The following is a 22,786-nucleotide window of genomic DNA, read 5'->3' as shown; positions in this document are numbered from 1 at the left end:
CATGGCCACCACCACCGTCCATCTCGTACGGCACGGCGAGGTCCACAACCCGGACGGCGTCCTCTACGGGCGCATCCCCGGCTACCGCCTGTCCGACCGCGGCCAGGCGATGGCGCGCCGCGTGGCGCAGCACCTGTCCGGAGCGGGCCGCGACGTCGTCGCCGTCGTCGCCTCCCCGCTGCAGCGCGCGCAGGAGACCGCGACGCCGACGGCCGAGGCCTTCGGGCTCGAGCTCGCCACCGACCACCGGCTGATCGAGGCGGGGAACCACTTCGAGGGCACGACGATCGGGAAGAACCCGGGGCAGCTCGCCCACCCGAAGTACTGGCGCTACCTGTGGAACCCGCTCCGCCCGTCGTGGGGCGAGCCGTACGCGGACCAGGTGACCCGGATGCGGGCCGCCGTCGACGACGCGCGCCGCGCCTACGAGGGCCACGAGGTCGTGCTGGTCAGCCACCAGCTCCCCGTCTGGGTCACCCGCCGGTCGTACGAGGGCGGCCCCCTGGCGCACGACCCGCGCCGCCGGCAGTGCGCGCTGGCGTCGATGACCTCGCTGCGGTTCGACGGCGAGACGTTCGTCGGCCTGCACTACACCGAGCCCGCCGCCGACCTGCTCGCCGGCGCCGACCCCGTGCCGGGGGCATGATGCGCGCCGCTCGTCCGCGCGCGCTCCGCCGCGCCTCCGCGGCCGTCGGCGCAGCCGTCTCGCTGGTCCTGCTCGCCGCGTGCGGCGCCCAGGACTCGGGCGCCGGCGACGTCGTCGGGCAGGGCTTCGTCTCCGGCGACGGCTCCGTGAAGCAGTGGGACGCCGGCGACCGCGAGGACCCGGTGACCGTCGAGGGCACGTCGTTCGAGGGCGACGAGGTCAGCACGGCCGACTGGCTGGGCGACGTCGTCGTCGTCAACACCTGGTACGCCGGGTGCGCCCCGTGCCGCGCCGAGGCGCCCGACCTCGTGGCCCTCGCCAACGACCGCGAGGCCGACGGCGTGCGGGTGCTCGGCATCAACACGGAGGACGAGGCCGGCGCCGCCACGTCGTTCCAGCGCACCTTCGACGTGCCCTACCCGTCGATCGAGGACCGCAGCGGCCAGGTCGTGGCGAAGTTGTCCGGCGTCGTGCCGCTCCAGGCCGTGCCGTCCACCGTCGTGCTCGACGCCGAGGGCCGCGTCGCGGCGCGCGTCATCGGGCAGGCGGAGGCGTCCACGCTCGACGCGATCGTCGACGAGGTGCTCGCGGAGTCCGCTACCGGGTCGGGCGACGACGCCGCGAAGGACGCGTGATGGGCGACGCCTTCGCCACCACGGTGTGGAGCGGGTCGATGCTCCTGGCGCTGCCCGTGGCGCTGATCGCCGGCCTGGTGTCCTTCGCGTCGCCGTGCGTGCTGCCGCTGGTGCCCGGCTACGTCGGGTACGTGAGCGGCATGGCCGCGGCGTCGGCGGGGACGGGGGCGAAGGGCCGGCCCGGGATCCCCCAGGACCCGGGCCGTCGACGCGTCGTCGCGGGCGTCGCGCTGTTCGTGCTCGGCTTCACCGCGGTGTTCGTGGCCTTCATGGCCGCGGCCGGCGCGCTCGGCGCCTACCTGGTGCAGTGGGAGGCCACGATCATGCGGGTGCTCGGGGTCGTCGTGATCCTCATGGGGCTCGCGTTCCTGGGCGCCGTCCCGTTCCTGCAGCGCGAGCGGCGCATGCACCTGAGCCCGCGCGCGGGCCTGTGGGGTGCGCCCCTCCTGGGCGTGGTCTTCGGCCTCGGCTGGACGCCGTGCATCGGCCCGACCCTCACCGCCGTGCAGGCGCTGTCCCTCGACCAGGCGTCGGCGGCGCGCGGCATCGTGCTGGGGATCGCGTACTGCGTCGGGCTCGGCGTGCCGTTCCTCCTGGTCGCGCTGGGGCTGCAGTCGTCGCAGCGCATGCTCGGCTTCCTGCGCCGCCACCGCCTGGCCATCCAGCGCGCCGGCGGCGCCCTGCTGGTGCTGATCGGCCTGGCGCTGGTCACCGGCCTCTGGACCTCGTGGACCAGCCAGCTCCAGGGCTGGATCAGCGGATTCGTGACGGTGGTGTGATGAGCGAGAAGGCGACCTACCGCCCCGAGGGCATCAACGACGCCTTCGTCGAGGGCCGCGCCGGTGACGCCCCCGCAGCCCCGCAGGGCGGGTCGGGCAAGCCCGCCGGCCCGAACCTCCCGACGCTGGGCTGGCGCGGCATGCTGCGCTGGACGTGGCGCCAGCTCACGAGCATGCGCGTGGCGCTCATGCTGCTCATGCTGCTCGCCGTCGCGGCCGTGCCCGGCTCGGTGCTGCCGCAGCGCGGGCAGGACGCCGCCGCGGTGCTCGAGTACCTCGGCGACCACCCCACGCTGGGGGAGTGGCTCGACCGGTTCGGGTTCTTCGAGGTCTACAGCTCGGTCTGGTTCTCGGCCATCTACATCCTGCTGTTCGTGTCCCTCGTGGGCTGCATCGTGCCGCGCACGATCGCGCACGCCCGCGCGCTGCGGAACCGGCCGCCCAGGACGCCGGTGCGGTTCGGCCGCTTCCCCGCCACGGCCCGGGCCCGCACGACGGCGTCGCCCGACGAGGTCGTCGAGGCCGTGGCCGACCACCTGCGCGGCCCCGTGCGCCGACTGCCCACCTTCCGCGTCGACGTCGGGTCGGAGGAGCCGCGCCTCGGCCGGCCCGCCACCCGCACCGTGGCCGCGGAGCGCGGCTACCTGCGCGAGACCGGCAACCTCGTGTTCCACCTCGCCCTGCTCGGCCTGCTCGTCTCCGTCGCCCTCGGCCAGCTGCTGCACTACCGCGGCCAGGCGATCGTCACGGAGGGCCGCGGCTTCGCGAACGCCGTCGTGGACTACGACACCTTCGACAAGGGCGCCTGGTTCCGGCCGGCGTCGCTGTCGCCGTTCTCGATGACGCTCGACTCGTTCGACTCCGAGTTCGCCTCCGACACCGTGGCGTTCGCGCAGGCGCGCGACTTCACCGCCCACGTGACGGTCACGGAGCCGGACGGCGGGCAGCACTCCGACCAGATCAAGGTCAACTCCCCGCTGACGGTCGACGGCGCCAAGATCTACCTGCAGGGCAACGGCTTCGCCCCGGAGATCACCGTCAAGGACGGCGCCGGCGAGATGGCGTTCTCCGGCCGCGTCCCGTTCCTGCCCGAGGACACCATGTACACGTCCCGCGGCGTCGTGAAGGTGCCCGACGTCTCCGACGGTCAGGAGCAGATCGGCCTGGTCGGCTACTTCCTGCCGACGGCGGTCGTCGAGGAGGACGGGTCGGCGCGCTCCGTCTTCCCGCAGCCGCAGAACCCGCTCATGGTGCTCGAGGTGTACCGCGGCGACCTGGGCCTGGACGACGGCGTGCCGCAGAACGTGTACCGCCTCGACACCGCGTCCCTCACGCCGTCGGTGGACGAGGACGGCGAGACGATCAAGCTGCTCGTGAAGCCGGGGGAGACGGTCGAGCTGCCCGACGGCCTCGGCACCGTCACCCTGGGCGAGGAGGTGCCCCGCTACGTGGCCCTCGACCTGCGCTACGACCCGTCGCTCGGCTGGGTGCTGACGTTCTCCCTGCTGGCCCTCGCCGGCCTCGCGGTCTCGCTGTTCACGCCGCGCCGCCGCGTGTGGGTGCGATCATGGGAGGCCACGGACGACGACGGCCGGTCGTTCACGCACGTCGAGCTCGCCGGTCTCGCCCGCGGGGACGACGCCGGCCTGCAGCGCGAGGTCGACAAGGCACTGGCAGCGGTGCCGGGGGCTGCCGACGAGACTGACGACAAGACCGACGACGACACGGTCGCCGCCGACCACCAGCGAACCGCCACGGAGGACTGACCATGCAGATCGCCGAGCTGAGCGTGCTGCTCGTGTGGGGCGCCGCCACGGCGCTCACGATCGCGCTCGTCGCGTTCGCGATCGACCTGGGCCGCCGCACGGAGGCACGGGCCGACGCGCACGCGGAGGCACGCACGCCCGTCGCGGTGGGGGCCGCGTCCGCGAGCCCGTCGACCGCGGACGCGCCGCTGTCGGGCGGGGGCGCCGTCACGCCCGTGCGCCGTCGTGCCGCCGGCATCGCGATGTCCACCACCTGGCTGGGCACCGCGATGCTCCTCGTGGCGATCGTGCTGCGCGGGCTCGCCGCGGGCCGCACGCCCTGGGCCAACATGTACGAGTTCACGCTGGTGGGGTCGTTCATGGCCCTCGCCGTCTTCCTCGGCATGAACGTGCGCAAGGACTTCAAGTTCCTCGGCGCCTTCGTCACCGGCCTGGCCGTGCTGTTCCTCGTGCTCGGTCTGAACGTCTTCTACGTGGCCGCCACCGGCGTGCAGCCGGCGCTGCAGAACTACTGGCTGGTCATCCACGTGGGCGTCGCGATCAGCGCCACCGGCATCTTCACGGTCGCGTTCGTGGCCTCGGTGCTGCAGCTCGTGCGCGACAGCCGCGACTCCGGCTCGCCGTACCTGCTGCGCCCCGGCTTCCGCTGGCTCGACCGCCTTCCCACCCCGACGTCCCTCGAGGCCCTGTCCTTCCGCCTCAACGCCGTCGGCTTCGTGCTGTGGACCTTCACCATCATCGGCGGCGCGATCTGGGCCGAGCACGCCTGGGGCCGCTACTGGGGCTGGGACCCCAAGGAGGTCTGGAGCTTCGTCATCTGGGTCGTGTACGCGGCGTACCTGCACGCCCGCACCACCCGCGGCTGGGACGACCGCCGTGCCGCCTGGTTCGTGATCGTCGGCTACCTGTGCGTGCTGTTCAACTTCACCGGCGTGAACCTGATCTTCAACGGCAAGCACTCGTACTCGGGGCTCAACACCGACACCACCGGCGGCGCCTGACGGCACCGGGGCGTTGTGGGTACGAAAGAGGGGACTATCCGCGACCGGATAGTCCCCTCTTTCGTACCCACAACGCCCCGGGTGGTCAGGGGGTGTCGCCGTTGCCCCCGCCCTCGCGCTCGCGACGGCGCTTCTCCTGCTCGAGGCGCCACAGGAACTCCGGGTCGTCGTCGGGCGCCACGGGGCCGGACGGGCGGCGCGGCCCGGACGGGCCGGGGCGGCGGGGGCGGGACGACGAGCCCCGGCCTCCGGAGGCCCGGCGCGCGGACTGCTTGACGACGATCCACGCGACGGCGCCGAAGATCGGCAGCAGCACGATGATCACCGCCCACAACCAGCGGGGCAGTCCGCCGCGCTCGTCCTCCTCGGAGCCGAACAGGTCGAGCAGGGCGTAGAGGGCGAGCCCCACCACGAGAAGGGGCAGGATCACACGCGCGAACATGCCTCCAGCCTAGTTCGGCGGCCGAGTGCTCAGGAATCGCGCCTACCCTGGTTCCGTGCCCCTCGTCATGTACACCGTCTGGCGGATCCTGCTGTTCGTCGCCGCCCTCGGCGCCGGCTACCTGCTCGGCCTGCGCAGCTGGCTCCTCGTCCTGGTCGCCGCGGTCGTGGCGTTCGCCGTCTCGTACCTCGCGCTGAGCAAGCCGCGCGACGCCGCGGCGCGCTGGCTCGCCCAGAAGGAGCAGCGGCGCAAGGACGGCGCCGACAAGCACGACGTCGACACCGACTACGAGGACTCCGTCGTGGACCGGGAGAATCCCGCCGCGGGCTGAGCCGGCGGGGGGCGAGCGTCAGAGCGCGAGGCCCAGGGCCAGCAGCACGCCGTAGGCGAGCTCGAACATCCCGGTGCCGGCGAGCACCTTCACCAGCAGCGGCCCGCGCGCGCCGGCGATCACCGGGGCGACGAGCAGCGCGGCGGGCAGCAGCAGCACCGTGACGAGCAGCGCCCACGGCGACCAGGCCGCGCACACCATGCCCAGCACCACGGGCAGCAGGATGCAGGCGGCGTACCAGCGCCGGGCGCGGTGGTCGCCGAGGCGGACGGCGAGGGTCCGCTTGCCGGCGACGACGTCGGTCGGGATGTCGCGCACGTTGTTCACCATGAGCAGCCCGCACGCGATCAGGCCGACGCCGACCGCGCCGAGCACGGACGGCCACGTGAGGGTGTCCGCCTGGGTGTAGGTGGTGCCGAGCGTCGCGACCAGGCCGAAGAACACGAAGACGCCGACCTCGCCGAGCCCCGCGTAGCCGTACGGGTGCTTGCCGCCGGTGTAGTACCAGGCGGCCAGCACGCACAGCACGCCCACCGCGAGCAGCCACCAGTGCCCGCTGACGGCGCACAGCGCGAGGCCGAGCACCCCGGCGACGCCGAACGACGCGAACGCGGCCCCCTTGACGTGGCGGGGCGGCACGATGCCGGACGCGGTGAGCCGCAGCGGGCCGACGCGGTCCACGTCGGTGCCGCGGACGCCGTCGGAGTAGTCGTTGGCGTAGTTGACGCCCACCTGCAGGGCGAGCGCGACGCCGAGCGCGAGGACCGCGGGCAGCCACGCGAACGCGCCGACGTCCGCCGCGGCGCCCGACCCGATCAGCACCGGGGCGGCCGCCGCCGGCAGGGTGCGGGGGCGTGCTCCGGCGATCCACTCGCTCGTCGTGGCCATGGTTCTCCGTCCGTCGTGCGGCGCCGGGGCGTCGCGTGCGCGAGCAGGTCAGGCGTGCGCCTCGTGCTCGCGGACGAGGGCGACGACGCCGCTGCGGTCCACCTTGCCGGGGCCGCGCAGCGGGAGCGCGGCCGCGGCGTACACGCGGCGGGGCGCGGACGGCGCACCCAGCCTAGTCGCCGCCGCGGACCGGACCGCCGCCAGCGCGGCGTCGTCGACGGGCGCGAGCGACGGCCCCCCGCTCGAGGCGGCCGGGAGCGCGACGACGGCGACGAGCGCCTGCCCCCACTCGGCGTCGGGCACACCGACGACGCACGCCTCGCCGCCGAGCAGCTCGCCGACCAGCGCCTCGACGGGGGCGGGGGCGACGTTCACCCCGCCCGTGACGACAACGTCGTCCGCCCGGCCCAGCACCTGGAGCGTGCCGTCAGGGGCGAGCCGGCCGAGGTCGGACGTGCGGAACCAGCGCGACCCGTCGGCGCCGGTGCGGAACGCCGCGGCCGTGGCGTCGTCGTCGCCCAGGTATCCCGCCGCGAGCGTGGGTCCGCCCAGCTCGACGACCCCCACCTCCCCGGACCTGTCGGGACCAGCGTCCGGTATGCCCTGCGGAGGCCCTGACAACTCGGGGGGGACGAGGCGGACCCGGACGTCGCGCAGGGGCGCGCCGTCGTACACGCAGCCGCCGGCGGTCTCGGACATGCCGTAGGTGGTCACCACGCGCACCCCGGCCTCCCGGGCGCGGGCGAGCAGCGCGGGCGGGGAGGCCGCCCCGCCCAGCAGCACCGCCGCGGAGCGGGCCAGCGCCGTCAGCCCGCGGGGGGCGCCGTCCTGGGCGGCGGCGAGCAGCCGGTGCACCTGGGTGGGCACCAGCGACACGTACACCGGGTCGTCGCCGGCGGCGTCGAGGGTCGGCTCGAGCAGGTCGGCCAGGCCGTCGGGCGTGAACCGCGCGTCCGGGGCGGCGGCGGTGAGCGGCGTCCCGGCCAGCACCGAGCGCACCACCACCTGCAGGCCCGCGACATGCGTGGGCGGCAGCGTCAGCACCCACCGGCCGGGCCCGCCCAGGCGCTCGTGCGTGGCCGACGCCGACGCGCCCAGGGCGGCGGCAGTCAGCGCGACCTCGCGCGGCGTCCCCGTCGAGCCGGACGTGCGTACCACCAGCGCCGTGCCCGGCGGCACGGGGGACTCCGTCGTGCGGGCCAGCGGGACGACGGCGGGACCGCCGTCGAGCGCGGCGCGCACGGCGTCGCGGAGCACGCCGACGGACGGGGGGAGCGAGGGACGGGGCACCGCACCAGCGTAGGTCCCGGTCGGTGCGGGCCCCCGCCCGGGCCGACGCGGGCCTGCCGTAGGGTGGCACGGTCCCGGCCCGGGTGCGGGCCGCACGTACGTCGAGGAGGACGCCGAGGATGCCCACGAAGCACGGACGCGCGCCCCGCGGCGCCCGGAGCGGAGCCGTCGGCGCGCTCGTCGCGCTCGCCCTGCTGACCACGGCGGCCTGCGGCGTCGGCGAGCCCACGGCGCCGCCCACCGTGACGGCCGCCCCGGACGTCGCCGTGCCGAAGGCGGCACCCCCCGAGCCCGTGAAGCCGAAACCCGAGCCGAAGCCCGCCGTCTGGCCGCTCACCGGGCAGCGCACCGGGACGACGAAGGTGCCGGCGCGTGCCGCCGTCGCCGTCAAGGTCGAGAACTCCGTCGCCGCCCGGCCGCAGCGGGGGCTGCAGTCCGCCGACATCGTCTGGGAGCAGGTGGTGGAGGGCGGGATCAGCCGCTACGTCGCCGTCTACCACTCGGCGCTGCCCAGCACCGTCGGGCCCGTGCGGTCCGTGCGCCCCATGGACCCCGCCATCGTCGCCCCGATGCACGGCATCCTCGCGTACTCCGGCGGGCAGCCGCCCTTCATCAGGGCCGTCGGGAAGGCGGGGGTGCAGTCCGTGACCATGGACAGCGGCGACCCCGGCTTCTGGCGCAGCGGCAACCGGCTCGCGCCGCACAACGTGTACGGCTCGGTCAAGAAGTTCGCCAAGCAGGCGAACGGGAGCCGCGCCGAGCCCCCGGCCGCGCAGTTCTCGTACGCCGCGAAGCGAGGGCAGGGGTCAGCCGCGAAGAACGACCGCAAGGGGCGTGTCGCCGACGTCCGCCTCTCGCCGGCGCAGCGCACCGTGTGGCGGTGGAAGGGCGACACGAAGCGGTACGCGCGCTACGACGGGTCGACGCCGTCGATGTCGTCGGGGAAGCAGCTCGAGGCCCGGAACGTGCTGGTCCTGTCCGTGAAGCTGAAGAACACGAAGTACCGCGACCCGAGCGGCGCCCCCGTGCCCGAGACGCAGATGGTGGGCAGCGGCAAGGGCGTGCTCCTCACCCGTGGCAAGGCGCTCAACGTGACCTGGAAGAAGAAGGGCACGCGCTCGCGGCTCGTCCTCACGACGCCGGGCGGCAAGCCGGCGCTGCTCGACCCGGGGAACCTGTGGATCGAGCTCGTGCCGCGCGGCAGCGGGTCGTGGAAGGTGAGCTGACCGTGAGTCGACCCCGGTTCGGGGCTCTCGCGGCCTACGGTGAGCTGTGATCGCGCGCACACCCGCCCCCGGAGGCCACCGCATGACCGCCACGTCCCGCCCGTCCCGCGCCCGCGCCGTCACCGTCCTCGCGACGGCCGCCCTCCTCGCGCTCGGGGCGTGCTCGTCCGGCGGCTCGCCCGCGCCGACGGCCTCGCCCGACACGGCCGCCGAGAAGGGCGCGCCCCCGTCGCCCACCATGCCGTCCGCCTGGCCGCTCACCGGCGTCCGGTCCGACGACGTGGCCGCCCGGCCGGCGCTCGCGGTGAAGATCGAGAACGCGCCCGAGGCGCGGCCCCAGACCGGCCTCGAGGACGCCGACCAGGTGTGGGAGGAGGTCGTCGAGGGCGGCATCACGCGGTTCGTGGCGGTCTACCACTCGCGGGTCCCGAAGACCGTGGAACCCGTGCGGTCGGTGCGGCCCATGGACCCGGACGTCGTCGCCCCGCTCGGCGGCATCCTCGCGTACTCGGGCGGGCAGAAGCCGTTCATCGACGCCGTGGAGAAGTCCGGCACCCAGTCGGTGATCATGGACCGCGGCGACGCGGGCTTCAGCCGCGACCCGCAGCGCGCCGCGCCGCACAACGTCGTCGGCGACCCGAAGGCGTTCCTCGACCAGGCCGACGACGACCGCGCGGTGCCGCCGCCCGCGCAGTTCCGCTACTCGGGTGGGGCGGGCGAGGGCACGGCGGGAGCGGACGGGAAGAAGGCGGGCACGCTCGACGTCACCCTCAGCCCGGCGCAGCGCAGCGTGTGGGACTGGTCCGGCAAGCGGGAGCAGTGGCTGCGGAGCGAGGGGTCCCGCGAGTCGGTCTCGTCGTCGGGGGAGCGGCACGCCGCCACGAACGTGCTCGCGCTGTCCGTCGACGTGGTGGACACGAAGTACAAGGACCCGGCCGGGGCACCGGTGCCCAAGGCCGAGCTGGTCGGCAAGGGCAAGGGGGTGCTCGCGTCCGCGGGGAAGACCGTGTCGGTGCAGTGGTCGAAGAAGGACCAGGCGTCCCCGATCGAGCTGACCCGGGACGGCGAGCCGGTCGAGCTCGACCCCGGCAGCACCTGGATCGAGCTCGTCCCGCAGGACGGCGGGAGCTGGAAGACCTCCTGACGCCCCGGCCCCCGGCAGGCGGCGCCGCGCTCAGGCCCCGCCGAGCCCGGTGACGGACTCCCCGACCGCCACGGGGTTGCCGCCGGCCGAGAACAGCCCCCAGATCACCCCGGTGCCGCTGCGCTCCCACACCGTGCTGCCGTCCCGCAGGTCGAGCGCGACGAGGCGGTGCGGGGAGTCCTCGCCGTCGCCCCACGACGCCGGCGAGACCACGAGCAGCAGCCGCGTGCCGTCCGTCACGGCGCCCGCGATCACCTCGCCGCCCTCGAGGTCGTGCTCGAGCAGGTCCGGCACCCGCCACCGCTGCTCGCCGGTGCGGGCGTCGAGCGCCGTGAGCGACGAGTCGTCCGCGAGCACCACGGTGCCCCCGACCCGGGCGAGCGGCGTCGTGAGGGGGTCGACGGTCACCGACCAGGCGGGCTCCCCGTCCTCGCCGAGGGCGGCGAGCGACGGGGCGCTGCCGTCGGAGCCGAGGAGGACGAGCCGCGCGCCGTCGGGCTCGGTGTCGACGGGCGGGGCGAGCACGAGGCCGTCGATCGTCTCGAGCCGTCCGCCGTGCGCGTCGAGGACCTCGCTGGTCTCGCCCTGCAGCAGGAACGCCCCGCCGGGCAGCGGCACCGCGGCGCGGCCGTCGCCCACGTCGAACGCCTCGCCCGTCGGCGTGACCGCCCGGGTGGCGCTGCACAGCCCGAGCGTCGTCGCCGACGGCGTGGCGTCGATCCAGGGCTGCGGGGCGACGCTCCGGCCGCCCTGGCCGTCCTCCATGACGCCGCAGGACTCGAGTGCCTCCGCGGTGAGGGGGATCGTCACCTCGGCGCGTTCCTCGCCGGTCACGGCGTCGACGAGGTGCAGCGTCGGGTCGTGCCAGCCCGCGTCGCGCAGGGTGCGCAGCAGGCTCGCGGCGTCCTCGTCCTCGTGCCACGGGACCTCGGTCACCGAGGCGATCTCGTCGAGCACCGCGACCGTCCCGTCGGCGGCCGGGACCACCTGGGACCAGGTCGTCCCGCTGGCGGTCGGAGGCACCTGGGACCAGGAGAAGGAGCTGGGATAGTCGTCGCCGGGCGCGTCGACCGGCTCCAGGAGATCGAGCTCTCGTTCGCTCACCACCGTGCCGTCCGCGTCGAGCACCGTGACGCGGGACGAGTCCTCGACGCAGACCACGGTGTCGACCGGGGCGCTCCAGTCGACCGCGGTCCAGGGGGTGGGCCCGCACATCGCGCCGTCGCCAGAGGGGTGCTCCCACTCGGCGTCGCCGGTCGCCGCGTCGACGGCCCGGACGCCGCGGGCGTCGGTGACGGCGAGCGCCCCGCCCGGCAGCACCGCGGCGAGATTCGCGTCACTGGCCAGGGACCAGGCGACGCCGAGAGGCTCGGACAAGTCGTCGACGACCCCGGGCAGGCCGCGGATCGCGTCGGCGCGCAGGCGCTGGGCGCGGGCGTCCAGCAGGCCCGGGGCGACGGTGGCCGTGGCGGCGGCGAGCACGACGACGGCGGTGCCGGCCGCGACGGCGGTGCGGCCCCGGCGGGACAGCGCGCGCCAGCGGGCGAGGGCACGGTCGCGCAGGGCGGCGACACGCTCGCGGCGGTCGTCGGGAGGGCCGGTCGGGGCGGCGTCGGGCGCATCCTCGCGTTCGTCGTCCGGCACGAGCTCGAAGGTGGTCATCGGCTCGGGGCGACGGAACCTCGGCGGCATGTCGGGAGGCTACCGGCCCGCCGCACGCCCCGGACGGCTCGTCCGCCGCGGCGGACGAGCGAGATCCCGGGAGGCTGGGTGCCCGGGTGTCAGCCCAGGCCGCGCACGGCGCCGGCGAACGTCACCACGTGGCCCCCGATCGCCAGGAGCCCCTCGAGGTAGCCGTCCTGCTTCAGCTCCCACAGCGTGGTGCCGTCGCGCACGTCGACGGTGACCAGGCGGTGCCGGTCGCCGCCGCCGTACCCGCTGATCCCGAGGAGCAGGCGGGTGCCGTCGGTGACCGCCCCGGCGACCCACTCTCCCGAGCCGTCGTCGGACCTCCGGAGCAGGTCGTCGCGGTCCCAGACCTCGTCGCCGGTCGCCGCGTCGAGACCGACGAGCCCGGACCCGTCCTGCACGACGACGACGCCGTCCACCCGCGCGAGCACCCCGCCGAGGTCGTCCGGCACGACGCTCCACCACCGCTCGCCGCCGTCCGGACCGACCGACGTGAGCCGCAGCGGCCCCGTCGCGTCGTCGCCCACCCCGGCCATCGCGAGGTACGACGTGCCGGGCTCGTCGTCCACCTGCGGCGGGATCACCAGTCCCGGGACCGTGGCGACGACCGACCCGTCGTTGTCGAGCACCGTGCTGCCGTCCGCGCCCGCGACGACGAGCCGCCCGTCCGCGAGCGGTCGTACCCAGGCGCCCTCCGGGTCGGCGTCGACCGCGGCGCCCCCGGGCGTGACGAGGGCGATGGCGCCGCACACCGACAGCGTGACCGATGTCGGCGAGGCGACGACCGACGGGTCGGTCATCAGCTCGGGCGCCTCGCCGTCGTCCTGCATCATCCCGCACGCCCCGAGGTCCTCGGCCCGCAGGTGCAGGGTCGCCGTGCCCCGGACCTCGCCGGTGAGCGCGTCCTCGACGCGCACGGTGGGGTCCACCCAGCCGTCGGCGCGGAGCTCGCGCAGGGTGCCCGCGTCGGGCAGGTCGTCCGCCGGCCACGGGGCCGTGGCGTCGGTGATCCCCTCGACGACGGCGATCGCGCCGGCGGCGGCGGGTACCACGACGGGGGCGCCGTCCGGAGCCCCGTCGTCGTACGCGTCGACCCGTGCGGGGCCGATCGACCTCTGCCCGACGACGCCACCGCCGGCGTCGAGCACGGTGACAGTGCGGTCGTCCGGGTTTCCGGTGAGGCAGACCGCGACGTCGGAGGGCCTGGCCAGGTCGTCCGGGAAGCCGCCACGCGGGCCGCACGTCGGGAACGTGCCGACCTCGCGCCGCCACACCTCGTCGCCGCTGCCGGCGTCGAGCGCCGCCACGGAGGTGCCGTCGGTGGTGAGGGCGAGGCCGCCCGCGAGCGTCACCAGTCCGGTGCCGTCCGTCAGCTCCCAGGTCTCGGCCAGCGGCTCGGACAGGTCGTCGACGGCGCCGGGCAGGCCCCGGATCGCCTCGGCGCGGAGCCGTTCGGCGCGGGCGTCCAGCAGGCCCGGGGCGACGGCGGCCGTGGCGGCGGCGAGCACGACGACGGCGGTGCCGGCCGCCACGACCACGCGCCCGCGGCGGGACAGCGCGCGCCAGCGGCTGAGGGCGCGCTCGCGCAGGGTGGCGGGGCGGTCCTCGGGCGCCTCGTCGGGCGCGCCTCCCGGGGCGCCTTCGCGCTCGTCGTCCGGCACGAGCTCGAAGGAGGCCATCGGCTCGGCGCGACGGAATCTCGCCCGCATGACGGGAGGCTACCCGCGCGGCGGCGCACCCGACGCCGTCGCAGGCGACCTGCCCGGGTGAGAAATCGCGGGTCGGGAATAGCCGTGCGGGACAGCCGGTCGCGATCGCCGGTCAGGAGTCCAGGAAGCGGCGGTAGCTGACGCCGAACGTGGTGGTCGAGGCATCGGCGTCCAGCACCCAGGTGCAGACCCGGCGGAGATCGACGACGCTGCGGACGCCGCACACCTCGGCGCCGGGGGCGACCGCGTCGGCGAGCTCCGTCCCGGAGGTGCCGTCCGGCGCGTCGACGGTCAGCTCGAGCCAACAGCCCCCGGAGCCGCAGCCCTGGTCCTCGCCGGTCACGGTCGCGTCGTCGGGAAGGCCGTGCAGCGCCGAGGCGGGAGGGACGGCGGCCTCGTCCAGCTCCAGCCAGAGCACGGGGGCGGTGAGCGCGGCGCCGGCCACCGCCACCAGGCAGGTCAGGGCGACGACGGTGCGGGTGCGCGGCATGCGCCGATGCTAGGGCGTGGCCGGCCGCGCGCGGGAGGGATCGCGCCGGGTCAGAAGGCGTACGGGAACCGGGACCAGTCGGGGTCGCGCTTCTCGAGGAAGGCGTCGCGGCCCTCGACGGCCTCGTCGGTGAGGTAGGCGAGACGCGTGGCCTCGCCGGCGAAGACCTGCTGGCCCATGAGGCCGTCGTCGGCGAGGTTGAACGCGAACTTCAGCATCCGGACGGCCTGCGGGGACTTGCCCGCGATGGTGCGCGCGTACTCGATGGCGAGGCCCTCGAGGTCGTCGTGCTCGGCCACCTCGTTGACGCCGCCCCAGCGCTCGGCGTCGTCGGCGGAGTACTCGCGGGCGAGGAAGAAGATCTCCCGCGCGCGCTTCTGCCCCACCTGCCGCGCGAGGTACGCGGAGCCGTACCCGCCGTCGAACGAGCCGACGTCGGCGTCGGTCTGCTTGAACCGCCCGTGCTGGCGGCAGGCGATCGACAGGTCCGCCACGACGTGCAGCGAGTGCCCGCCCCCGGCCGCCCAGCCGTCCACGACGGCGATGACGACCTTCGGCATCGTGCGGATGAGGCGCTGCACCTCGAGGATGTGCAGGCGCCCGGCGCGGGCGGGATCCACGGCGTCGGCGGTCTCACCCAGGATCTCGCCCCCGCCGGCCGGGTCCTCGACCGACGTCGTGTACTGGTAGCCGGAGCGGCCGCGGATGCGCTGGTCGCCGCCGGAGCAGAACGCCCAGCCGCCGTCCTTGGGCGACGGGCCGTTGCCGGTGAGCAGCACGGTGCCGACGTCGGAGGTCATGCGGGCGTGGTCGAGCACGCGGTACAGCTCGTCCACGGTGTGCGGTCGGAACGCGTTGCGCACCTCGGGGCGGTCGAACGCGACGCGCACCACGGGCAGGTCGCGCACGACGGCGCCGTCGGCGTCGCGCTCCACGCCGCGGTGGTAGGTGAGGTCGGTGAGCCCCTCGAACCCGGAGACCTCGCGCCACCGCGCGGGGTCGAACGTGTGGGAGACGGTGCGGGGGAGCGGTGCGCTGGTCACGCTGGTCACCCTAGTTCGTCGTCGCTCCCGGGCGACGCGGGGACGACAGCCCGAGGGCGAGGCCGGACGCGACGACGAGCGCGCCCGCCACGCCGTGCGCCGTCGGGACCTCCACGCCGAGCGCGAGGGAGGCCACGAGGGCCGCGACGGGCATCAGCCCGGCGAAGAGCCCGGCCCGGGCGGCGCCGACCCGCGCGACCCCGGTGTACCAGAGCAGGAACGCGACCGCGGTGACGACGACGGACAGGTAGGCCAGCGCCGCGAGCTCGCCGCCGTCGGGGACGGCGAGCAGGGGACCCGGCGCGAGCAGGCCGAGCAGCAGGAGCTGCGGCACGGCCGCGACGCAGGCGTAGGCCGAGACGCGCAGCGCCCCGAGCGTCGGCAGCAGCGGGACGGCGAGCAGCGTGAACGCGGCCTCGCACGCGAGCGCCCCGACGGCGAGCGCGAGCCCGAGCGGGTCCGCGGTCCCGACGCCCTCGACGAGCGCCACCCCGGCCGTCACGACGACGGCCGCCGCGAGGGTCCGGAAGGCGAGGCGGCGCTCGCGGACGGCCTGCGTCGCGGCGAGGACGACGGGCGTGGCGCCCACCACCGCACCCACCAGCGAGGGCTCGGCGTGCCGGGTGGCGAGGACGACGAACGCGCTGAACCCGGTGAGCCCGGTGGCCGCGAGCGCCGTGAGCCGGGCCGCCTGGCGTGGCGTCGGCGGCACGAACGCCACCCGCCGCCACCGCATCACCGCGAGCAGGCAGAGGGCCGCGACGGCGTAGCGGACGGCCTGCCCGCCGAAGACGGGGTAGTCGGCGAGGGCGGCGGAGGCGGTGAACGACGCGCCGACGAGCGCCATCGCCGCGGCGCAGCGGACGTACGCGGACGCGAGGCCGGCAGGGGCCGTCGGCGCGGCGGTCGCGGGCCGGGCGACGACGGCGCGGGGGGAGGAGGTCATGCCGACGACGCTACGAGCGCCCTGGACCGGTGGGCAGGGCCAGTTCGATGCTGGTTCACTGGGCCAGACGAGGGGCCGGAAGGATGGGGAGCGTGACGCGATGAGGCGGCTGGAGCCGGAGGACCTGCTCCTCGTGCTGGGTGCGCGCCCGTCGTCCGACGTCGGGGCCTGGCTGCGCGACGGCCTGCGCGAGGCCGTCGCGTCGGGACGGCTGGAGGCGGGTGCCGCCCTGCCGTCGTCGCGCACCGCGGCGGCCGGGCTGGGGGTGTCGCGGGGCACGCTGTCCGGGGCGGTGGACGAGCTCGTCGGGGAGGGCGTGCTCGAGAGCCGCCCGCGGTCGAGCGTCGTGGTGGCCGACCTCGCCCGGCACCCGGCCGGTGCGCGGCCTCGGGGCGGTGCGCCCGACGCGCCGGCCCGCCCGGCCAGCGTGGGGGCGCCGGACCCGACGCTCTTCCCCCGCGCGGCCTGGGCGCGCGCCGTGCGCGACGCGATGCGCGAGCTGCCCGACGCGGAGCTGGGCTACCCGGACCCGCAGGGCCTGCTCGAGCTGCGCCGGGAGCTCGCCGCGCACCTGCGGGCCGCGCGCGCGGCCCCGGTCGAGGCCGAGGACGTCGTGATCGTGAGCGGCGTGGCCCAGGGGCTGGCGCTGCTCGGCGAGGTGCTCGCCGGCGGGCGCGGCGGTCGGCGGGTGGCGGTCGAGGACCCGGCGTCGCCCGGGGTCGTGGCGCAGCTGCGGGGCGCCGGGCTGGACGTCGTCCCGGTGCCCGTCGACGACCGTGGCCTGCGCACCGACGCCCTGCCCGACGCCGCGGCGGCCGTCGTGACGCCCGCGCACCAGTTCCCGCTGGGCGTCGTCCTGGCCCCGGACCGCCGTCGCGAGCTGGTCGCCTGGGCCCGGGACGGCGACCGTCTGCTGCTGGAGGACGACTACGACGCCGAGCTCCGGTACGACCGGCAGCCCGTCGGTGCCCTGCGCGGTCTGGACCCGGCGCGGGTCGCTCTGCTCGGCTCGGTGTCCAAGCTGCTGTCCCCGGCGCTCCGACTCGGCTGGGTGGTCGCGCCTCCCGGGGTGCGGGAGGCGCTCGTCGACGCCAAGCGCCGCGCCGACCTCGGCTGCTCGGTTCCGGAGCAGGCCGCGTTCGCGCGGCTGATCGCCGACGGGGCGTATGCGCGGCACCTGCGCCGGGCGCGGCTGACGTACAGGCGACGGCGCGGGGTGCTGCTCGACGCGCTCGCGCGCGACGCGCCGCACGTCCCGGTGGAGGGGGTCGCCGCGGGCCTGCACCTCGTCGTCCGGCTGCCCGACGGTGACGCCGAGGCGCGGGCGGTGTCCGCCCTGCGCGACGCGGGCGTCCCCGCCGAGCTCTTGTCCGACGCCTCGGCCGGCCCCGGGGCGTGGGGAGTCGTCGTGGGCGCCGCGCGGGTGCAGGGCCCGGCCGTGGTGCGGGTCGTCGAGATCCTGAGGTCGGCCGCCGAAGGTGCCGAGGCGCGCGAATAGCCGCGCCCGGACGCTGCTCGCGGCAGAGCCGTGCGGCTACTCGGCGTCGCGGCGGGCCTCGGCGGCAGCCTCCGCACGGGCCACCACGTCGGCCGGAAGGTCGACGTCGTCGGGCACCTCGACGTCGCTGGGCGTGATCGGCCGGTCGGAGGGTTCGACCGTGAGCGCGAACTCGTCCCCGTGCTCGGTGACGCCGGCGATGACCGCCTGCTTGACGGCCTCCCGGGCGTACTTCTGCCGGACGATCATCGGGTCCTGGCTGAGGTCTTTGGTCAGCGAGACCATCAGCAGCACCATGACGACCACGAACGGCAGGGCGACCAGGATGGTGAGGTTCTGGAGGCCGGTGAGCGCGTCGTTCCCGCCCACGAGCAGCATCACCGCGGCGACCGCACCCGTCGCGACACCCCAGAAGATGACGTTGGGGCGACTCGGCTCGGCGCTGCCGCGCTGCGACAGGGTGCCCATGACGATGGAGGCGGCGTCCGCGCCGGAGACGAAGAAGATCGCGACGAGGATCATCACGACCACGGTGGTGAGAGACACCCACGGGTACTCGCCCAGCATCCCGAACAGCTGCGCCTCCGTCTCCCCGGCGCCGGCGATGTCGGTGCCGCCCTTCTGGAGGAAGAGGCTCGCGCCACCGAAGACGCAGAACCACACGATGGTGACCAGGCTCGGCACCAGGAGGACGCCGCCGACGAACTGGCGGATCGTCCGGCCGCGGGAGATCCGGGCGATGAACATGCCGACGAACGGCGTCCAGGAGATCCACCAGGCCCAGTAGAAGACGGTCCACTGCGCCAGCCAGTCGCTGGTGGAGACGCCGCCGGGGGTGGTGGCGCTGTCGGCACCGGTCCGGGCGGCCATCATCGCCAGGTCCTGGAAGTAGGTGCCGATCGAGTTCGGGATGAGGTTGAGGATGAACACCGTCGGCCCGACGACGAAGACGAACACCGCCAGCGCCAGCGCCAGCACCATGTTGATGTTCGAGAGCCACTGGATGCCGCGCGCGACCCCCGACACCGCGGAGAGCACGAAGCAGACGGTGAGCACCGCGATGATCGCGACCAGGACGCCGTTGCCGACGTCGCCGGCCCAGCCGACGACCTCCAGGCCGCTCTTGATCTGCAGCGCGCCCAGCCCGAGCGAGGCGGCCGACCCGAACAGCGTCGCGAAGATCGCGAGCATGTCGATGACCTTCCCGGCCGGGCCGTGCGCGCGCCGGCCCAGCAGCGGCTCGAACACGGAGGAGATCAGCTGCTTGCGGCCCTTGCGGTAGGCGCTGTAGGCGATCGCCAGGCCGACCACGGCGTAGATCGCCCAGGGGTGCAGCGTCCAGTGGAACATCGTGGTGGACATCGCGTGCTGGACGGCCTCGGGGTCGCCGGCGTCGACGGTGCCCGGCGGGGGGTCCACGTAGTGGGCGAGCGGCTCGGCGACCCCCCAGAAGATCAGCCCGATGCCCATCCCGGCGGAGAACATCATCGCCACCCAGGACACCGTGCGGAACTCGGGCTCCTCGCCGTCGGCGCCGAGCGGGATGGCGCCGTACCGGCTGACCGCGAGCCACAGGCTGTACACGACGAACAGGCTGGCGGTCAGCACGAAGAGCCAGCCCATGTTCGTGGTCACCCAGCCGAGGGCGGTGCTGGAGGCGCTCGCCAGGCTGTCGGTGTCGACGAAGCCCCAGACGAGGAACGCGACCGCTACGCCGGAGGTGACCCCGAAGACGACCCAGTCCATCGGGCTGCGGCGCTGCTCGTCGACCCCGATCGGGTAGTCGAGGGCCGGGTGCGGCACCACTTCCGCGGTGGGCGACCGGAGCGCGCGGCCGACCCTGTCCGCCGCGTCGTGCGCGTGCCGCTTCGCGCCACGCTGTTCGACCTTGCCTGAGTTCTCGTTCACTGCGGAGCCCTGTTCGTGACGGAGACCTGAGCTGCATCTGACCTGGGTATGGGGGCAGTCGACCGTCTCGCACGTCGCGGCCTCGTGCAACCCGTGCGGATCCCGCGCGCGGCGGGTGGAACCCGGCGGCCGCGGCGCGCCCGGCGCCCTTCCCGCCCGCGCGGCGGGAGCGGGCGCACCCTGGAGGCATGAGCGTGCGGGAACCTGACGACGCCGTGGTGGACCCCGAGGACGTCGCGCACGAGATCTTCGTGTACGACGCCGAGACGGTCCGCCGCGACGCCGAGCGCATCGGCGGACGTCCCGCTCCGAGCCCGTTGACCTACGTGCCGGAGCTGACGGACTTCACCGACTGACCGCGGGCGGCCTCGGGGCGAGCTCGAGGCGAGGCCGTCGCGGCGTCCCGGCGTGCCCGCGCCCGGCGCCGGTGCGGGCGCCGGCCAGTAACCTGAACGGGTGCAGCTGCTGCGTGAGATCGTGTACCGCACCCCCCTGACCACCAGGTTCCGCGGCCTCGACGTGCGCGACGGCCTGCTGCTCCGGGGCGACGCCGGCTGGGGCGAGCTGTCCCCGTTCTGGGACTACGACGACGCGGAGTCCATGACCTGGCTGCGCGCGGCGCGCGAGGCCGCCGACGTCGGCTTCCCCGCGCCCGTCCGCGACCGCGTGCCCGTCAACGTCACCGTGCCCGCCGTCGGCCCGGAGCGGGCGCGGGAGATCGTGCTCGCGTCCGGCGGGTGCCGCACCGCCAAGGTGAAGGTCGCGCAGCGGGGCCCGTCGGTCGACGGCCGCCCGGGGGCGCTGGAGCCCCTCGAGGCGGAGGAGGCGCGCGTCGCCGCCGTGCGCGCCGCGCTCGACGAGGTGCACGGCCGGGCTGGAGGGAGCCGCGTCGGCGCGATCCGGGTCGACGCGAACGGCGGCTGGTCCACCGACGAGGCGCTCGCCCGCATCCCCGTGCTCGACGCCGCGGCCGGCGGCCTGGAGTACGTCGAGCAGCCCTGCGCCACCGTGCCGGAGCTGGCCGCCGTGCGCCGCGGGCTGCGCTCGCCCGTCCCGGTCGCCGCGGACGAGTCGATCCGCCGCGCCGCCGACCCGCTGCGCGTCGTGCGCGAGGACGCCGCGGACGTCGTCGTGCTCAAGGTGCAGCCGCTCGGCGGCGTGCGCGCCTGCCTCGACCTCGCCGAGCAGGTGGGGCTCCCGGTCGTCGTGTCGTCCGCCCTCGAGTCGTCGGTCGGGCTCGCCGCGGGCGTGGCGCTCGCGGCCGCGCTGCCGGAGCTGCCCTTCGCCTGCGGCCTTGCGACGTCGCAGCTCCTCGCCCACGACGTCGTCGCCGACCCGCTGCTCCCGGTCGACGGCGCGCTGCCCGTGCGCCGGCCCGCGCCCGACGCTGCCGCCCTCGCCGCGGCGGAGCCCGACCCGGCCACCCGCGAGCGGTGGCTGGCCCGGTACGCCCGCCTGTCCGCGCTGCTCGAGGCGGCCGCATGACCGCGCCGCTCCCGCCGTCGCTCGTCGCGGCGCGGGCCGTCGTGGCGGACCTCGCGCTCCAGGGGGTGCGGGACGTCGTGCTGGCGCCCGGGTCGCGGTCGGCGCCGCTCGCGTACGCGCTGGCCGAGGCCGCGGACGCCGGCCTGCTCACGCTGCACGTGCGCGTCGACGAGCGGTCCGCGGGCTTCCTCGCCCTGGGCCTGTCCCGGGGCGCCGAGCCCGTCGTGCGCGGCGCGGGCGAGGGCGCGCAGGCCGAGCTGCCGCGGCCGGTGGCCGTCGTCACGACGTCCGGCACCGCCGTCGCCAACCTGCACCCCGCCGTCCTCGAGGCGCACCACACCGGCGTGCCCCTCGTGGTGCTCGCCGCCGACCGTCCGCACGAGCTGCGGGGCACCGGAGCCTCCCAGACCACCGACCAGGTGGGCATCTTCGGCACCGCCGTGCGGTACGCCGTCGACGTCCCCGCCCCCGACGGGCGCGCCGGCGAGGTGCGCGACCTGCTCGGCACGCTCGGCCGGGCGCTCGCGGCGGCGCAGGGGCTGCGCGACGGGCACCCGGGGCCCGTGCACGTGAACCTCGCGTTCCGCGACCCGCTGCACCCGCCCGCGCCGCTCGCGCCCCTGCCGCCGGAGGAGACGTGGCCCGAGGGGTTCCGCCGCGCGGCCGTCGTGCCCCCCTCGCCGGGGCCGGGCGACGACCCGGCCCTGCACGGCGACCCCGCGCGCACGCTGGTCGTCGCGGGCGACGGCGCCGGCCCGGTCGCGCGCGCCGTCGCGGAGGCGCAGGGCTGGCCGCTGCTCGCCGAGCCGTCGTCGGGCGCCTGCGGCGGGCCGAACGCGGTGGCGGCGTACCGCTCGGCGCTGGGCGTCGAGGAGCTGACCCACGACGTCGAGCACGTCGTCGTCTTCGGCCGCCCGACCCTGTCGCGTCCGGTGCAGCGGCTGCTGGGCCGCCCGGAGGTCGTCGTCACGGTGGTGGCGCCCGGCGGCGGCCCGTGGCCGGACGCCGCGCGGAACGCCGAGCGCGTCGTGCCCGCCCTGGCCGAGCGGTGGTCGGCGCCGGCGGCCCCCGTCGACGCCCGCGGGGACGCGTCCGAGAGCGCGTTCCTCGCCCGCTGGCGGGCCGCGGGCCGCGCGGCGGCGGCCGTCGTCGACGCCGCGACCTCCGACGACGCGGTCGGGGGAGGGCTGCTCACCGCCCCGCACGGTGCGCTCGCCGTCGCGCGGGCCGTCGCGTCCGTGCTCGGCCCGAACGACGTGCTCGTCGTCGGGTCCTCCAACCCGGTGCGCGACCTGGACCTGGTGCTCGGGCTGGACCACCCGCAGGCCGGCGACCTGCCCGACGTGCTCGCCAACCGGGGGCTGGCCGGCATCGACGGCACCGTGTCGACCGCGACGGGCGTCGCGCACGCCGCCGCCCGCCAGGGCCGCCGCACCCGCGCGCTGGTCGGCGACCTCACCTTCCTGCACGACGCCGGCGGGCTGCTGCGCGGGCCGCACGAGCCGGCCGTCGACCTGGAGATCGTGGTGGTCAACGACGACGGCGGCTCCATCTTCGCGACGCTCGAGCACGGCGAGCTCGCGACGTCGTCCGCGCGGGGCGCCGCCACGTTCGAGCGCGTCTTCGGCACGCCGCACGGTGCGCACCTGGCCGAGCTGTGCGCCGGCTACGGCGTGGACCACCAGCTCGTGCTCGACGTCGGCTCGCTGCGGCACGCCCTGCAGGCGCCGAGCCGCGGCGTGCAGGTGATCGAGGTGCACGTCCCGCGCGCCGACCGGCTCGCCGAGACGCGAGACCTCGCGGCGCGCGTCGGCGCCGCCGTCCGGGGAACGCTCTGACCTGGCGTGACGTGATTTGCAGCAAGTTCTCA

General features: G+C 75.8%; 21 protein-coding genes. 12 read left to right on the top strand and 9 right to left on the bottom strand.

Going from position 1 to position 22,786, the window contains the following annotated elements:
- Position 1 precedes the first annotated feature (1 nt).
- Genes ACQP60_RS19360 through ccsB form a run of 5 tightly spaced genes read left to right on the top strand, consistent with a single transcriptional unit; the run spans position 2 to position 4,827 of the window.
- Entirely contained in the window at positions 2-646 is a 645-nt protein-coding gene (locus ACQP60_RS19360) for a histidine phosphatase family protein (RefSeq protein ID WP_429735968.1), read from the top strand.
- The gene (locus ACQP60_RS19355; protein WP_429735966.1) at positions 646-1,281 is read left to right on the top strand and encodes a TlpA family protein disulfide reductase; all 636 of its coding nucleotides are present in this window, start codon (positions 646-648) and stop codon (positions 1,279-1,281) included. Before ACQP60_RS19360 ends, ACQP60_RS19355 begins: the two co-directional genes overlap by 1 nt.
- Entirely contained in the window at positions 1,281-2,060 is a 780-nt protein-coding gene (locus ACQP60_RS19350) for a cytochrome c biogenesis CcdA family protein (RefSeq protein WP_429735964.1), read from the top strand. Before ACQP60_RS19355 ends, ACQP60_RS19350 begins: the two co-directional genes overlap by 1 nt.
- Positions 2,060-3,826 carry a cytochrome c biogenesis protein ResB gene (gene resB, locus ACQP60_RS19345; RefSeq protein ID WP_429735962.1) on the top strand — a complete coding sequence of 589 codons (1,767 nt, stop codon included), beginning with the start codon at positions 2,060-2,062 and terminating at the stop codon, positions 3,824-3,826. Before ACQP60_RS19350 ends, resB begins: the two co-directional genes overlap by 1 nt.
- A gap of 2 nt (positions 3,827-3,828) precedes the next feature.
- Positions 3,829-4,827 (top strand): c-type cytochrome biogenesis protein CcsB, encoded by a 999-nt coding sequence (gene ccsB, locus ACQP60_RS19340; protein ID WP_429735960.1) that lies wholly within the window; start codon positions 3,829-3,831, stop codon positions 4,825-4,827.
- Between the two features lie 85 nt (positions 4,828-4,912).
- On the opposite strand, the gene ACQP60_RS19335 is transcribed toward ccsB, so the two are convergent.
- Complete coding sequence (locus tag ACQP60_RS19335; RefSeq protein ID WP_429735958.1) at positions 4,913-5,269, bottom strand: PLD nuclease N-terminal domain-containing protein; 357 nt, start codon at positions 5,267-5,269, stop codon at positions 4,913-4,915.
- A 55-nt stretch (positions 5,270-5,324) separates the two neighbouring features.
- On the opposite strand from ACQP60_RS19335, the gene ACQP60_RS19330 reads away from it, so the two are divergent.
- Positions 5,325-5,600: a DUF4229 domain-containing protein gene (locus ACQP60_RS19330; RefSeq protein WP_429735956.1), complete on the top strand. Its 276-nt coding sequence runs from the start codon at positions 5,325-5,327 to the stop codon at positions 5,598-5,600.
- A gap of 18 nt (positions 5,601-5,618) precedes the next feature.
- Here ACQP60_RS19330 and ACQP60_RS19325 read toward each other — a convergent pair whose 3' ends face one another.
- Together ACQP60_RS19325 and ACQP60_RS19320 are read right to left on the bottom strand one after the other, a co-directional pair.
- Positions 5,619-6,488, bottom strand: a complete 870-nt coding sequence (locus tag ACQP60_RS19325) for a 1,4-dihydroxy-2-naphthoate polyprenyltransferase (RefSeq protein ID WP_429735954.1) — start codon at positions 6,486-6,488, stop codon at positions 5,619-5,621.
- 48 nt (positions 6,489-6,536) lie between these two features.
- A complete protein-coding gene (locus ACQP60_RS19320; RefSeq protein ID WP_429735952.1) occupies positions 6,537-7,778 on the bottom strand; it encodes an AMP-binding protein in 1,242 nt (413 codons plus the stop codon).
- 119 nt (positions 7,779-7,897) lie between these two features.
- Between ACQP60_RS19320 and ACQP60_RS19315 the strand changes: the two genes are divergently transcribed.
- Complete coding sequence (locus ACQP60_RS19315; RefSeq protein WP_429735950.1) at positions 7,898-9,004, top strand: DUF3048 domain-containing protein; 1,107 nt, start codon at positions 7,898-7,900, stop codon at positions 9,002-9,004.
- An 82-nt stretch (positions 9,005-9,086) separates the two neighbouring features.
- Positions 9,087-10,148: a DUF3048 domain-containing protein gene (locus ACQP60_RS19310; protein ID WP_429735948.1), complete on the top strand. Its 1,062-nt coding sequence runs from the start codon at positions 9,087-9,089 to the stop codon at positions 10,146-10,148.
- 30 nt (positions 10,149-10,178) lie between these two features.
- Here ACQP60_RS19310 and ACQP60_RS19305 read toward each other — a convergent pair whose 3' ends face one another.
- The 5 genes from ACQP60_RS19305 to ACQP60_RS19285 all read right to left on the bottom strand — a co-directional run bounded on the left by ACQP60_RS19305 (position 10,179) and on the right by ACQP60_RS19285 (position 16,025).
- A complete protein-coding gene (locus ACQP60_RS19305; protein ID WP_429735946.1) occupies positions 10,179-11,840 on the bottom strand; it encodes an outer membrane protein assembly factor BamB family protein in 1,662 nt (553 codons plus the stop codon).
- A gap of 89 nt (positions 11,841-11,929) precedes the next feature.
- Positions 11,930-13,546 (bottom strand): outer membrane protein assembly factor BamB family protein, encoded by a 1,617-nt coding sequence (locus tag ACQP60_RS19300; protein ID WP_429735944.1) that lies wholly within the window; start codon positions 13,544-13,546, stop codon positions 11,930-11,932.
- Between the two features lie 112 nt (positions 13,547-13,658).
- On the bottom strand, positions 13,659-14,036 hold the full coding sequence (locus ACQP60_RS19295; RefSeq protein ID WP_429735942.1) for a hypothetical protein: 378 nt from the start codon (positions 14,034-14,036) through the stop codon (positions 13,659-13,661).
- Positions 14,037-14,086: 50 nt separating this feature from the next.
- Positions 14,087-15,079, bottom strand: coding sequence for a 1,4-dihydroxy-2-naphthoyl-CoA synthase (locus tag ACQP60_RS19290; protein WP_429735940.1), 993 nt, complete (start codon positions 15,077-15,079; stop codon positions 14,087-14,089).
- Positions 15,080-15,089: 10 nt separating this feature from the next.
- A complete protein-coding gene (locus ACQP60_RS19285) occupies positions 15,090-16,025 on the bottom strand; it encodes a DMT family transporter (protein WP_429735937.1) in 936 nt (311 codons plus the stop codon).
- A 100-nt stretch (positions 16,026-16,125) separates the two neighbouring features.
- Between ACQP60_RS19285 and pdxR the strand changes: the two genes are divergently transcribed.
- Positions 16,126-17,523, top strand: coding sequence for a MocR-like pyridoxine biosynthesis transcription factor PdxR (gene pdxR / locus ACQP60_RS19280; RefSeq protein ID WP_429735935.1), 1,398 nt, complete (start codon positions 16,126-16,128; stop codon positions 17,521-17,523).
- Between the two features lie 36 nt (positions 17,524-17,559).
- Here the strand turns inward: pdxR and ACQP60_RS19275 are convergent, their stop codons facing one another.
- Entirely contained in the window at positions 17,560-19,269 is a 1,710-nt protein-coding gene (locus ACQP60_RS19275) for a BCCT family transporter (protein ID WP_429736189.1), read from the bottom strand.
- A gap of 350 nt (positions 19,270-19,619) precedes the next feature.
- Between ACQP60_RS19275 and ACQP60_RS19270 the strand changes: the two genes are divergently transcribed.
- From ACQP60_RS19270 to menD, 3 genes are all read left to right on the top strand, one after another.
- Complete coding sequence (locus tag ACQP60_RS19270; RefSeq protein ID WP_429735933.1) at positions 19,620-19,787, top strand: hypothetical protein; 168 nt, start codon at positions 19,620-19,622, stop codon at positions 19,785-19,787.
- Positions 19,788-19,887: 100 nt separating this feature from the next.
- On the top strand, positions 19,888-20,916 hold the full coding sequence (locus ACQP60_RS19265; RefSeq protein WP_429735931.1) for an o-succinylbenzoate synthase: 1,029 nt from the start codon (positions 19,888-19,890) through the stop codon (positions 20,914-20,916).
- The gene (gene menD / locus ACQP60_RS19260) at positions 20,913-22,754 is read left to right on the top strand and encodes a 2-succinyl-5-enolpyruvyl-6-hydroxy-3-cyclohexene-1-carboxylic-acid synthase (RefSeq protein ID WP_429735929.1); all 1,842 of its coding nucleotides are present in this window, start codon (positions 20,913-20,915) and stop codon (positions 22,752-22,754) included. The genes ACQP60_RS19265 and menD overlap by 4 nt, the downstream gene beginning before the upstream one ends.
- The last annotated feature ends 32 nt before the right edge of the window (positions 22,755-22,786 follow it).

This window comes from Isoptericola variabilis, from assembly GCF_050311655.1.
GTDB classification, from domain to species: Bacteria; Actinomycetota; Actinomycetes; order Actinomycetales; family Cellulomonadaceae; genus Isoptericola; species Isoptericola variabilis.
The sequence above is the reverse complement of the archived record's forward strand: the minus strand, read 5'-3'. Positions and strand labels throughout refer to the sequence as shown.

Bases quoted from the DNA above. Each gene is read 5' to 3' on its own strand.
- ACQP60_RS19295 (WP_429735942.1), bottom strand. From the start codon at position 14,036: ATGCCGCGCACCCGCACCGTCGTCGCCCTGACCTGCCTGGTGGCGGTG.
- ACQP60_RS19360 (WP_429735968.1), top strand. From the start codon at position 2: ATGGCCACCACCACCGTCCATCTCGTACGGCACGGCGAGGTCCACAAC.
- ACQP60_RS19285 (WP_429735937.1), bottom strand. From the start codon at position 16,025: ATGACCTCCTCCCCCCGCGCCGTCGTCGCCCGGCCCGCGACCGCCGCG.
- ACQP60_RS19310 (WP_429735948.1), top strand. From the start codon at position 9,087: ATGACCGCCACGTCCCGCCCGTCCCGCGCCCGCGCCGTCACCGTCCTC.
- menD (WP_429735929.1), top strand. From the start codon at position 20,913: ATGACCGCGCCGCTCCCGCCGTCGCTCGTCGCGGCGCGGGCCGTCGTG.
- ACQP60_RS19315 (WP_429735950.1), top strand. From the start codon at position 7,898: ATGCCCACGAAGCACGGACGCGCGCCCCGCGGCGCCCGGAGCGGAGCC.
- ACQP60_RS19355 (WP_429735966.1), top strand. From the start codon at position 646: ATGCGCGCCGCTCGTCCGCGCGCGCTCCGCCGCGCCTCCGCGGCCGTC.
- ccsB (WP_429735960.1), top strand. From the start codon at position 3,829: ATGCAGATCGCCGAGCTGAGCGTGCTGCTCGTGTGGGGCGCCGCCACG.
- ACQP60_RS19335 (WP_429735958.1), bottom strand. From the start codon at position 5,269: ATGTTCGCGCGTGTGATCCTGCCCCTTCTCGTGGTGGGGCTCGCCCTC.
- ACQP60_RS19275 (WP_429736189.1), bottom strand. From the start codon at position 19,269: ATGGACTGGGTCGTCTTCGGGGTCACCTCCGGCGTAGCGGTCGCGTTC.
- resB (WP_429735962.1), top strand. From the start codon at position 2,060: ATGAGCGAGAAGGCGACCTACCGCCCCGAGGGCATCAACGACGCCTTC.
- ACQP60_RS19325 (WP_429735954.1), bottom strand. From the start codon at position 6,488: ATGGCCACGACGAGCGAGTGGATCGCCGGAGCACGCCCCCGCACCCTG.
- ACQP60_RS19270 (WP_429735933.1), top strand. From the start codon at position 19,620: ATGAGCGTGCGGGAACCTGACGACGCCGTGGTGGACCCCGAGGACGTC.
- ACQP60_RS19305 (WP_429735946.1), bottom strand. From the start codon at position 11,840: ATGCCGCCGAGGTTCCGTCGCCCCGAGCCGATGACCACCTTCGAGCTC.
- pdxR (WP_429735935.1), top strand. From the start codon at position 16,126: ATGAGGCGGCTGGAGCCGGAGGACCTGCTCCTCGTGCTGGGTGCGCGC.
- ACQP60_RS19350 (WP_429735964.1), top strand. From the start codon at position 1,281: ATGGGCGACGCCTTCGCCACCACGGTGTGGAGCGGGTCGATGCTCCTG.
- ACQP60_RS19300 (WP_429735944.1), bottom strand. From the start codon at position 13,546: ATGCGGGCGAGATTCCGTCGCGCCGAGCCGATGGCCTCCTTCGAGCTC.